Here is a 12,060-nt window from a genome sequence, read left to right on the forward strand (position 1 = left end):
GCCTGCATGTCCCAGCCCAAGAACCGGGATGTTGATGCTCGATTCCGGGCCTGATCTTTCGACCAGACTTTTTTCGCATATCGATTTCACCAACGGCGCTGTTGCGGCCGTATCCGGCGGCAGCGATTCGACCGCCCTGCTTCTGCTTCTCAAACATCATCTCGATCGATCCGCGCCGTCCGCCAAGCTGTTGGCGGTGACCATCGACCATGGCCTGCGGCAGGGCTCGGCGGCGGAGGCGCAAGCCGTGGCGAAGCTGTGCGCGGAGCGGGGCATCGCCCACCGCACCATGGTCTGGTCCGGGCGCAAGCCTTCGACCGGCCTGCCGGCGGCGGCACGGGAGGCGCGCTACCGGTTGCTGGCAAGCGCAGCCCGGGCGGAAGGCATCGGCCTGATCGTGACCGGCCATACCGCCGACGACCAGGCTGAGACGGTGCTGATGCGCCACGCCCGCGACGGGAGCCTGGGCAATGTGCAGGGACGGGGGCTGGCCGGCATGGCGCCGGCCACGCTCTACGACTGGCGCGAATGGATCGTGCGGCCGCTGCTGGGCACGCGGCGCGCGGCACTGCGCGAGTTCCTGCAAAGCAAACATGTCGGCTGGGCAGAGGATCCGACCAACAGCGACGAGAGCTTCGAGCGGCCGCGCGTGAGAGCGGCACTTGCCGGCGATAATGTCCGGCGCATGGACGAGGCTTTGGTCCTGGCCAGCCAGGCTGCCATCGAGCGCGGACAGCTTGGCCTTGATGCCGCCGACCTGATCCGGCGTTTTGCCAGCCAGCCGGCCACGGGCCTTGTGCGCCTCGACCCGCAACTGCTCTCGACCGGCGACGAGCGCGGGGCCATCTATGCGTTGCGCATCCTGCTGGCGACTGTCGGGGGGATTGCCTTCCTGCCGGACCAGGCCCGCGGCGAGGCACTGTTCGCCCGGCTGAAGGCCGGATTTCTTTGTGCCACATTGTCGCGGACGGTGGTCGATTTCCGGCGTGCCGGTATCTTCCTGCGCCGCGAGGCGCGTGGCTTGCCGCCTGCCGCCGCGGCTATCGACAACACCATCTGGGATGGCCGCCGCCACATCACATTGAACGACAGCTCCGCCGGATTGTTGATCGCGCCGCTGGGTGCGGCAGCAGCGAAGCGGCTGCCGACCGACGCGGGAGAAACCCCGGCAAGCCTGATGCGCGCTGCGTTGGCCGCGGAACCGACATCGCGGCAAGCCTTTGAAAACCCTGATGTGCAGCAGGGCGAACCGGCATCGTCAGGGTTCGACGCGCGGCCGGTCGTTGCGCCTTTTGCCCGCTTCCTGCCGTCCTTCGACCTGGCGCCGGCGCGGGCCGTCGCCGGCCTGATTGGCGCGCCATCGCTTCCCGCCTTGCCTTGCGGCGGCCACAGTGCCGGTTGACGGTGGTCGAAAGCTTAACCCAGACATGCTGTTCTGCTTGGCAAGGGGGGACGCTCTCCCTATGTTAGGCCCAAGTTTCCTCTCATGATGCTGTCCGAAAGCGGACGCCAACGGGACAATTGATGAATCCGAACTATCGCAACCTCGCGCTCTGGGCGATCATAGCGGTCCTGCTCATCGCCCTGTTCAATCTGTTCCAGACGCCGCAGACGCGCGGGGCTTCGAGCGATGTGCCTTATTCGCAGTTCCTCCAGGATGTCGGGGCCGGCCGGGTCAAGACGGTGACCATCGCGGGTGCCCGCATCACAGGCACCTACACCGACAATTCCAGCGGCTTCCAGACCTATTCACCCGGCGATCCCCAGCTGGTCTCGCGGCTGCAGGACAAGAACGTCACCATCAACGCGCGGCCCGAGACCGACGGCTCCAACTCGCTGTTCGGTTACCTGATCTCCTGGCTGCCAATGATCCTCATTCTCGGCGTCTGGATATTCTTCATGCGCCAGATGCAGTCCGGATCCGGGCGCGCCATGGGTTTTGGCAAATCGAAGGCCAAGCTTCTGACCGAGGCACATGGCCGCGTCACCTTCCAGGACGTCGCCGGCGTCGACGAAGCCAAGGAAGACCTGGAAGAGATCGTCGAATTCCTGCGCGATCCGCAGAAGTTCCAGCGCCTCGGCGGCAAGATTCCGCGCGGCGTGCTGCTGGTCGGCCCTCCCGGCACCGGCAAGACGCTGCTTGCCCGCTCGGTCGCCGGCGAAGCCAATGTGCCGTTCTTCACCATTTCCGGCTCGGACTTCGTCGAAATGTTCGTCGGCGTCGGCGCCAGCCGCGTGCGCGACATGTTCGACCAGGCCAAGAAGAATGCGCCCTGCATCATCTTCATCGACGAAATCGACGCTGTCGGCCGCCATCGCGGCGCCGGCCTCGGCGGTGGCAATGACGAGCGCGAGCAGACGCTGAACCAATTGCTGGTTGAGATGGACGGTTTCGAGTCCAACGAAAGCATCATCCTGATTGCCGCCACCAACCGTCCCGACGTGCTCGATCCGGCGCTGTTGCGTCCGGGCCGTTTCGACCGCCAGGTGGTGGTTCCGAACCCCGACATCGTCGGCCGCGAGAAGATCCTCAAGGTGCATGTGCGCAACGTGCCGCTGGCGCCGAATGTCGATCTCAAGGTCGTGGCCCGCGGCACGCCCGGCTTTTCCGGCGCCGACCTGATGAACCTCGTCAACGAATCGGCGCTGATGGCGGCGCGGCGCAACAAGCGCCTCGTCACCATGGCTGAGTTCGAGGACGCCAAGGACAAGATCATGATGGGCGCGGAGCGCCGCTCGTCGGCCATGACCCAGGCCGAGAAGGAGCTGACCGCCTATCACGAGGCCGGTCACGCCATCCTGGCGCTCAACGTGCCGTCGGCCGATCCGCTGCACAAGGCCACCATCATCCCGCGCGGCCGCGCGCTCGGAATGGTCATGCAGTTGCCGGAAGGCGATCGCTATTCGATGAGCTACAAATACATGATCTCGCGTCTTGCTATCATGATGGGTGGCCGCGTCGCCGAGGAGTTCAAGTTCGGCAAGGAGAACATCACCTCGGGCGCGTCCTCCGACATTGAGCAGGCGACCAAGCTGGCACGCGCCATGGTCACGCGCTGGGGCTTCTCCGACAAGCTCGGCCATGTCGCCTATGGCGACAACCAGGAGGAAGTCTTCCTCGGCCATTCGGTGGCGCGCACGCAGAACATCTCGGAAGAGACCGCGCAGATCATCGACGCCGAAGTGCGCCGCCTGATCGACGAGGCCTATTCGACGGCGAAGTCCATCCTGACCAAGAAGAAGAAGGAATGGATCGCACTGGCGCAGGGCCTGCTCGAATACGAGACGCTGTCGGGCGACGAGATCAAGCAACTGATCGCGGGCAACAAGCCCGCGCGAGATTTGGGGGATGATACCCCTCCAAGCCGCGGCTCGGCCGTGCCGAAGTCTGGTGGCCGCCGCAAGAAGGGTCCCGAGCCCGAAGGCGGCATGGAGCCGCAGCCGTCAAGCTGAATGCGCTGCATCTTTGCGATGGAGGCGGAATGATTTCAGGTCGATCGACCTGAAATCATTCGCTTTTCAAGCACCCCGCCTGCATTCGCTCAGGCGCTTGGCGCTTCGGGGTTTGCCGCATGGTTCCTCATGATTCAGCTTTCAGCCGCGCATTGCACAGGCTGTAATAGCCGCCGCCCTTCTGGATCCAGCGAAGGCCGTTCAACGTACCCGCCTCTTTGTTGCCGTGGTAACCCTGCAGGCAGGTTTTCATCCGTGCCTTGGCCGGCCTTTCGGTCTTGAACTCGGCGGCGAGGGTAGTCGGGAATGTGACGCCCGCCGGCGCCACGGTGGGGGCGGACGCCGGACTGGCTTCGTCCTTCGGCTGCTGCGCGGTTTTGGCCGCATCTGCGCTGACACCCTCCGCGAGGGACGTCGCGCATTTCTCCTTACGGAAAGCGGTCCAGTCCATGCCGTTCAGTGTGCCGCCCTCCTTGGCGGTTCGATAGGTTTCGCCGCATTCCTTCATCGTCAGTGCGCTTGCAGGGGCGACGCTCCAAGAAACCAATGCCGTCGCGGCCAATACCGCCAATTTCAAACTGGACATAAGACCCTCCTGGTTGATAACAAGTTTGACGTCTTTTTGTATACTTTTTGTTCTTGTTATGTTCAACAGGAATCTTTCGCAAAGAGCACACGAACTGATGGGACCAACAACTCCGTCATGTACAAAAGCGAGCAAGCCGGGGCGCTGTCATGCGCAACAAAAAGCCCGCGAACCTTGCGGCTCGCGGGCCTATATTTTTTCAGAATGCTGCTGGAGATCAGCTCTTCAGCTTGGCATTGCACAGGCTGTAGAAACCGCCGCCCTTCTGGATCCATTTCAGGCCGCCAAGCGCGTTGGCGTCCTTGAGGGTGTAATACTGGTCAAGGCAAGTATGCATGCGGCCCTTTCCGGGGGTCTCGCTGGCATATTTCGGCGAGATCGCGGACGGGAAGGTAACGCCCTTGGGCGCGACCGTCGTCGGCTTTGCCGGCTCCTTGGTGTAGCTCGCCTCGCTGGGGGCAGGCACGGTGTCGTCATCGGAGGCACCGGCACCGCATTCGGCCTTGCGGAAGTCGTTCCACTTCATGCCCTTCAGCGTGTTTGCCGTCTTGGCAGCCTGGTACTTGGTGCTGCACTCGGCCATGCTCAGGCCCTTGCCGCCGTCTGCGGGAGCCGCGGCTGCCTTTGTGGTGGCCGGCTTGGTCGTGTCGGTGGCAGCGGATGCGCCGGCGGCGCACTCGGCCTTGCGGAAGTCGTTCCACTTCATGCCGTTCAGCGTGCCGGCGGACTTCGCCGCCTGGTACTTGGCGCTGCATTCCTTGGCCGTCAGGCCCTTGGCCGTGCTGTCGGCGGCGGCAGCCTTTGCTGCCTTGGCGGGCTTGGTTTCGGTAGCCTTGGTTTCGGCCTTGGTGGTGGCCTTTGTGGTGGCGGCCGGCTTGGTGTCGGTGGTGGCGGCGGCGTCGGTGCCGCACTGCGCCTTGCGGAACTGGTTCCAGGTCTGTCCGGAAAGGGTCCCCGCGTCCTTGGCCGCGTTATACTTCGTGCTGCATTCGGCCATCGTCAGTGCGTTGGCTGGCGCGGCCAGGAACAACGTCACGACGGCGAGGCCGGTCAAAGTGGCAAGTCGGTGGATGAGCATAGCGTTTCTCCGTTGCAGCAGCCCATGATACGTCCCTGCGAATCAATAACGCTCAACGGTCGGTTGCGCCAGATGCTAAGTAGCGTATATGTCGCCGAAAGCAGGAGCCTCGCGGCAAGGTGATGAAATTGTTCGGACTGTTGGACTTGAGGACAAGATTTTCCAGGTGCATCTACGCTGAAAGGCTAACGTGACTGGTGTATTGCGGCGTGGCAGTCTCAGCAGGTCAGGATGCAATCAGGTTGTGTGCGGTGCACAACAATGATTTTCTAAGGAATGGTAACATATAATCACACAATGTGATCATAGGGCGCGGGCCAATTGTGGCATGACGTGCCGGCTAAGAACAATCAGGGATGCTGGTTAGCATGGCGGGAAATTACTTCGGCACGGACGGCATTCGCGGGCGCGCCAACAAGTTTCCAATGACCGCGGAAATCGCCATGCGGGTCGGCATGGCCGCCGGCCTTTCGTTCCAGCGCGGCAGCCATCGCCATCGTGTCGTTCTGGGCAAGGACACCAGGCTTTCCGGCTACATGATCGAAAACGCCATGGTGGCCGGTCTTTGCGCTGCCGGCATGGATGTGTTCCTGCTCGGCCCTATCCCGACGCCGGCGGTGGCCATGCTGGTGCGTTCGCTGCGAGCCGACATCGGCGTCATGATCTCGGCTTCGCACAACCCCTACTACGACAACGGCATCAAGCTGTTCGGGCCCGATGGCTACAAGCTCTCCGACGAGATCGAGGAGCGCATCGAGAGCATGCTCGACAAGGATATCGAACTGGCGCTCGCCGATTCCGACGGGCTTGGCCGGGCCAAGCGCGTCGACGGCGTGCATGACCGCTACATCGAATTCGCCAAGCGCACCTTGCCCCGCTCTATGTCGCTTTCGGGCCTCAGGATCGTCGTCGATTGCGCCAATGGCGCGGCCTACAAGGTGGCGCCCGAGGCGCTGTGGGAACTCGGCGCCGAAGTCGTGGCCATCAATGTCGAACCCAACGGCTTCAACATCAACAAGGAATGTGGCTCGACCCATCCGGCGGGGCTGCAGAAGAAAGTGCACGAAGTGCGCGCCGACATCGGCATCGCGCTCGACGGCGACGCCGACCGCGTCGTCATCGTCGATGAAAATGGCGCCATCGTCGACGGCGACCAGATCATGGCGCTGATCGCCGAGTCCTGGCACCAGAGCGGGCGGCTTGCCGGCGGTGGGGTCGTTTCGACGGTCATGTCCAATCTCGGCCTCGAACGCTTCCTCGGCGACATGAAGCTGCAATTGCACCGCACCAAGGTCGGCGACCGCTACGTCGTGGAGCATATGCGCGCGCACGGGCTCAATGTCGGCGGCGAACAGTCGGGCCACATCGTGCTGTCGGATTTCTCGACCACCGGCGACGGTCTCGTCTCGGCCCTGCAGGTGCTGGCCTGCATCAAGCGGCAGGGCAGGCCGGTCAGCGAGCTGTCGAAGAAGTTCGAGCCGGTGCCGCAACTCCTGAAGAATGTCCGCATCGCTGGTGGCAAGCCGCTCGAGGAAGCCCCGGTCAAGGCCGCCATCGAGGATGCCCGTCATCGCCTCGGCAAGGCCGGGCGGCTGGTCATCCGGCCGTCGGGCACCGAACCGCTGATCCGTGTCATGGCCGAGGGTGACGATCCACAACTGGTCGAGGCCGTCGTCAACGACATCGTCGAGGTCATCTCGGAAACCCGCAGCGCCGCCTGATCTCCGGCGCGCCGAGTGCGTCGCCCTGTTTACATCGAAAGCCCGCCCCCTCCGGCGGGCTTTTCTCGTTGGCGGCAGGACCGATCCCGCTCTCGATAATTACCCCCGAATGCTTCGGATTTTAGAGATTCGTGGTTAATCGACAGGGTTAAATGCCTTTTAACTTTTGCAATTCATTATCCACGCCTGAAAGCCAATCTTATTCGGACACGATCGCCGTTCCGAGGGTCTAGGGGTGACAAGCATGTTCAATACAGCAAGAAAGGCCCTGTTCGCGTTGCTGTTCGCGGGTCTGGCCTGGCCAGTGCTCGCGGCCGACCTGCCGGAGCCGCAGGTCGAAGAGGCACCGCCGCCGGTTTACGAACAACCGGTTGCCGATGTCGGCGGCTGGTATATCCGCGGCGACATCGACTATCACAAGTCGGACGTGCGCGGCATCGACTACACGACCTACACCATCTGTCCCTGTAACGTGGTCACGCCGGGCAGCAACAGTTTCGATTCCGGCAAGCTCAAGGGCGGTTTCTCGCTCGGCGGCGGCGTCGGCTACAAGATCAACGATCACTTCCGCACCGATCTGACCGCTGACTACTGGTTCAAGTCGAACTTCAATGGCAGCACCTCCGGCGTGGACTTGGGTGGCAACCCCACGACCTCAGTCGAAGTGTCGAAGATGAGCGCCTTCCTGCTGCTCGCCAACGCCTATGTCGATATCGGCACCTACCACGGCATTACGCCCTATGTCGGCGCCGGTATCGGCGGCGCGCATGTCAAATGGGACACCGTCTACGACCCGAACACCGCCGAGACCAATCCCGGCTCGTCCAACTGGCGCTTCGCCTATGCCCTGATGGCCGGTGCCTCCTACTGCCTGACCGACAAGGTCATCCTCGATGCAGGCTATCGCTTCTCGCATATCCAGGGCGGCCGCATGTTCGAGTGGGATGCAAGCAGCGCCGGTCCTGGCTTCGACCGTGGCATCAACACCCACGAAGTGCGCGGTGGCCTGCGCTACCAGTTCGGCGGCAACAACGGATGCGCCGCACCGGTGGTGGCCTACCAGCCCGAACCCGAGCCGATCTACACCAAGTAACCTCCGACATCGGAACAATCGCGAACCGCCCGGCTCAGCCGGGCGGTTTTCGTTTGGCGGTCTCGAGCCGGGCGGCCCGGATGAGTTCGCGTTCCAAATCAATCCGCTAACGCTCTGTTAGCCTTAACCCCGACTTAACCACTATGGTTAACAATGCTCCTTGAAACGATGGCAGCCGTCACGATCGCGGACGGGGCCGAATGCGGGAGCCGGGGACCATGACACTCACATCGCGTATGGCGCAGGCGCTTGCCGCGCTCACCCTGTTGCCGCTGACACCAGCCCTGGCCGCCGACTACGATCCTCCGATCTATGTCGACCAGGCGCCCGATTACGTGCCAGTCGAGGTTGGCTCCGGCTGGTACCTGCGCGGCGATGTCTCCTACCTGGTGGAGAAGAGTTTCAAGAACGATGATTTCGCCTTCACGCCCGCCAGCTTCGACGAGAAAGAAGATTCCGTCTTTGCCAGCATCGGCTTCGGTTATCACTTCAACGACTATCTGCGTGCCGACCTCAATCTCGGGTACTTGCCTGGCAACAAGGCCAGCGCCGGTTATGACGATTCGACGATCGTGGCACTACCGGCAACGGCGACGGTGGCATCGGGGTCCCTGAAGAACTATGCCTTCTCGGGCATGCTCAATGGCTATGTCGATCTTGGCACCTATGTCGGGATCACGCCCTATCTCGGCGCCGGTATTGGCGTGGTCCGCAGCACGCGCAAGCTCTCGGGAAGCTATTTCACCGACAACAACGACAGCACGGACGACTATGTCTTTAACGACAACAAGACCCAGTATTCCCTGGCCTATACGCTGAATGCGGGTCTCGCATATCAGGTATCCAAGAATGTCGCGGTGGATCTCGGATATCAGTACTTTTCGGCACCAGATGCCGAATATGTGACCGCAGCGAGCCCGACATCGTTTCCGATCCGCAAGGGCATCAGCAATCACCAGGTCAAGCTCGGCCTGAGATACGATCTCTGGTAGACTTGGGGCAGACTAGGATTTTGGCGGCGGATCCTGGGGTCCGCCGTTTGCGTTTGAAATCACGAGATCCTGATCAAGGATCGCCGGTATCCTGCCAGCGACAAAAACTTTCCTCTTGACGCCCGAGGCCTGAACGCATATCGCCGTCCGTGGGCCACCCCTCCCCAACGAGGGGCCACTATCTGGAAGGATAGACCACGATGACGACGCATACGAAGCCCGGACTCCGTCCGGCAAATCCCAATTTTTCCTCAGGTCCCTGCGCAAAACGCCCCGGCTGGTCGGTCGAGGCGCTGAAGCATGCCGCGCTTGGCCGTTCCCATCGCGCCAAGATCGGCAAGACCAAGCTCGAACGAGCAATCGAGCTGACGCGCGAAATCCTCAACGTCCCGGCTGACTACCGCATCGGCATCGTGCCGGCGTCGGACACCGGCGCTGTCGAGATGGCGCTGTGGTCGCTGCTCGGCGAGCGTGGTGTCGACATGGTCGCCTGGGAAAGCTTTGGCTCCGGCTGGGTCACCGACGTGGTCAAGCAGCTGAAGCTCGCCGACGTGCGCAAGATCGAGGCCGGCTACGGCGAACTGCCGGATCTCACCAAGATCGATTTCGACCGCGACGTGGTCTTCACCTGGAACGGCACCACGTCGGGCGTGCGCGTGCCGAACGGCGATTTCATCCCGGCCGACCGTAAGGGCCTCACCATCTGCGACGCCACTTCGGCCGCGTTCGCGCAAAAGCTCGATTTCGAGAAACTCGATGTCGTCACCTTCTCCTGGCAGAAGGTGCTGGGCGGCGAGGGCGCGCACGGCATGCTGATCCTGTCGCCGCGCGCCGTCGCGCGGCTGGAGAGCTACAAGCCTTCATGGCCGCTGCCGAAAATCTTCCGCCTGACCTCGGGCGGCAAGCTGATCGAAGGTATCTTCAAGGGCGAGACCATCAACACGCCGTCGATGCTGTGCGTCGAGGATTACCTCGACGCGCTCAACTGGGCGAAGTCGATCGGCGGCCTCGATGCCCTGGTCGCCAGGGCCGACGCCAATGCCGCGGTGCTCGATCGCTTCGTCGACAGGTCGGCATGGCTTGGCCATCTTGCCGCCCTGCCGGCAACGCGGTCGAACACCTCCGTCTGCCTGTCCTTCACCGATCCGCAAGTCGCCGCACTCGATGCCGACGCGCAGGGGGCTTTCGCTAAGGGACTGGTCTCGGCGCTCGACAAGGAGGGCGTCGCCTACGACATCGGCTCCTATCGCGACGCGCCCCCCGGCCTGCGCATCTGGTGTGGCGCAACGGTCGAGGCTTCGGACCTCGAAGCGCTGCTGCCCTGGCTCGACTGGGCCTTCGCCGCGCAGAAGGCGTCGCTGAAAGCGGCGGCCTGAGATTTCGTGGCGGCCCGCGGGCCGCCATTTCCCGACAATCCATTTCAAGGAGGCCGCCATGGCGCCCCGCGTTCTCGTTTCGGATAAACTCTCCACCACCGCAGTCCAGATCTTCAAGGATCGCGGCATCGAGGTCGACTATCTGCCGGACCTCGGCAAGGACAAGGAAAAGCTGCTTGAGGTGATCAGCCAGTATGATGGCCTTGCCATCCGTTCGGCGACCAAGGTCACCGAAAAGCTGATCAACGCCGCCACCAAACTCAAGGTCGTCGGCCGCGCCGGCATCGGCGTCGACAATGTCGATATCCCTGCGGCCAGCCGCAAGGGCATCATCGTGATGAACACGCCTTTCGGCAATTCGATCACGACGGCAGAACATGCCGTCGCGATGATCTTCGCCCTGGCGCGCCAGATCCCGGAAGCCAATGCCTCGACCCATGCCGGTAAATGGGAGAAGAACCGCTTCATGGGCGTCGAGATCACCGGCAAGACGCTGGGTGTCATCGGCTGCGGCAATATCGGTTCGATCGTCGCCACGCGCGGCGTCGGCCTGAAGATGCATGTCATCGCCTTCGACCCGTTCCTGTCGGACAAGCGTGCCGAGGAACTCGGCGTCGACAAGGTGGAACTCGACGAACTTTTCGCTCGCGCGGACTTCATCACGCTGCACACGCCGCTAACCGACAAGACGCGCAACATCATCGATGCCGCTGCAATAGCCAAGATGAAGAACGGCGTGCGCATCATCAACTGCGCCCGCGGCGGGCTGGTCGTCGAGGCCGACCTGATCGCGGCGCTGAAAAGCGGCAAGGTCGCGGGTGCGGGCATCGACGTGTTCGAGGTCGAACCGGCCGAGCAGAACGCCCTGTTCGGCATGGAGAACGTGGTGGCGACGCCGCATCTCGGCGCCTCGACGGCGGAAGCGCAGGAGAATGTCGCGCTGCAGGTCGCCGAACAGATGTCGGACTATCTGATCAAGGGCGCCGTCTCCAACGCCATCAACATGCCGTCGATCACGGCGGAGGAAGCGCCGCGGCTGAAGCCCTTCGTGAAGCTGGCGGAAGTGCTCGGCGCCTTTGTCGGCCAGGTCACCGAGGATCCGATCAAGGAGGTCGAGATCCTGTTCGACGGGTCGACCGCGACGATGAACACGCGCGCGCTGATCAGTGCCGCACTTGCCGGCCTGATCCGGCCGCAGGTCTCCGACGTCAACATGGTGTCGGCGCCGATCATGGTGAAGGAGCGCGGCATCATCGTCGCCGAGGTCAAGCGCGACAAGTCGGGCGTGTTCGACGGCTATATCAAGCTCACCGTCACGACCGAGCACAGGACGCGCTCGATCGCCGGCACCTGCTTCTCCGACGGCAAGCCGCGCTTCATCCAGATCAAGGGCATCAATCTCGATGCAGAGGTCGGGCAGCACATGCTCTACACGACCAATGCCGACGCGCCCGGCATCATCGGCTTGCTTGGCACGGTGTGCGGCGAGAACGACGTCAACATCGCCAACTTCCAGCTCGGCCGTAACCGGCCGGGCGGCGACGCCATCGCGCTGCTCTACCTCGACGCGCCGTTCCCGGAAAAGGTGCTGGAACAGGTGCGGGCGCACAAGTCGATCGATTCGGCCAAGCGGCTGCAGTTCGACGTCGGTGGTGTTTAGGCCCGTACCTTCATAACCGGCAGGCGCATTGTGATGAAGCGCGCCCGCGTGCCCGGCGAGCACGCGGGCGCGTTTTGGTTTTTGGCCCTTAGTCAGCCGGC

9 protein-coding genes are annotated in these 12,060 nt (G+C 62.9%); 7 read left to right on the forward strand and 2 right to left on the reverse strand.

Annotated elements, in window-relative coordinates; translation table 11 throughout:
- Window positions 1–34 precede the first annotated feature (34 nt).
- Window positions 35–1,402: a tRNA lysidine(34) synthetase TilS gene (tilS, locus tag AC0NIH_RS06280; protein ID WP_473463137.1), complete on the forward strand. Its 1,368-nt coding sequence runs from the start codon at window positions 35–37 to the stop codon at window positions 1,400–1,402.
- Window positions 1,403–1,524: 122 nt separating this feature from the next.
- Window positions 1,525–3,453 carry an ATP-dependent zinc metalloprotease FtsH gene (ftsH, locus tag AC0NIH_RS06285; RefSeq protein ID WP_013892541.1) on the forward strand — a complete coding sequence of 643 codons (1,929 nt, stop codon included), beginning with the start codon at window positions 1,525–1,527 and terminating at the stop codon, window positions 3,451–3,453.
- A gap of 127 nt (window positions 3,454–3,580) precedes the next feature.
- Here ftsH and AC0NIH_RS06290 read toward each other — a convergent pair whose 3' ends face one another.
- A complete protein-coding gene (locus AC0NIH_RS06290) occupies window positions 3,581–4,039 on the reverse strand; it encodes a hypothetical protein (protein WP_473462785.1) in 459 nt (152 codons plus the stop codon).
- Window positions 4,040–4,256: 217 nt separating this feature from the next.
- Window positions 4,257–5,117: a hypothetical protein gene (locus AC0NIH_RS06295; RefSeq protein WP_473462787.1), complete on the reverse strand. Its 861-nt coding sequence runs from the start codon at window positions 5,115–5,117 to the stop codon at window positions 4,257–4,259.
- A gap of 368 nt (window positions 5,118–5,485) precedes the next feature.
- On the opposite strand from AC0NIH_RS06295, the gene glmM reads away from it, so the two are divergent.
- The 5 genes from glmM to serA all read left to right on the forward strand — a co-directional run bounded on the left by glmM (window position 5,486) and on the right by serA (window position 11,959).
- The gene (gene glmM / locus AC0NIH_RS06300) at window positions 5,486–6,838 is read left to right on the forward strand and encodes a phosphoglucosamine mutase (RefSeq protein WP_023777672.1); all 1,353 of its coding nucleotides are present in this window, start codon (window positions 5,486–5,488) and stop codon (window positions 6,836–6,838) included.
- A gap of 244 nt (window positions 6,839–7,082) precedes the next feature.
- The gene (locus tag AC0NIH_RS06305) at window positions 7,083–7,931 is read left to right on the forward strand and encodes an outer membrane protein (RefSeq protein ID WP_473462790.1); all 849 of its coding nucleotides are present in this window, start codon (window positions 7,083–7,085) and stop codon (window positions 7,929–7,931) included.
- A 218-nt stretch (window positions 7,932–8,149) separates the two neighbouring features.
- Complete coding sequence (locus tag AC0NIH_RS06310; protein ID WP_287270797.1) at window positions 8,150–8,923, forward strand: outer membrane protein; 774 nt, start codon at window positions 8,150–8,152, stop codon at window positions 8,921–8,923.
- Window positions 8,924–9,123: 200 nt separating this feature from the next.
- The gene (locus AC0NIH_RS06315) at window positions 9,124–10,299 is read left to right on the forward strand and encodes a phosphoserine transaminase (protein WP_473462792.1); all 1,176 of its coding nucleotides are present in this window, start codon (window positions 9,124–9,126) and stop codon (window positions 10,297–10,299) included.
- A gap of 58 nt (window positions 10,300–10,357) precedes the next feature.
- Window positions 10,358–11,959, forward strand: a complete 1,602-nt coding sequence (gene serA, locus AC0NIH_RS06320) for a phosphoglycerate dehydrogenase (protein WP_473462795.1) — start codon at window positions 10,358–10,360, stop codon at window positions 11,957–11,959.
- Window positions 11,960–12,060 lie beyond the last annotated feature (101 nt).

The organism is Mesorhizobium sp. WSM1386 (assembly GCF_055901595.1).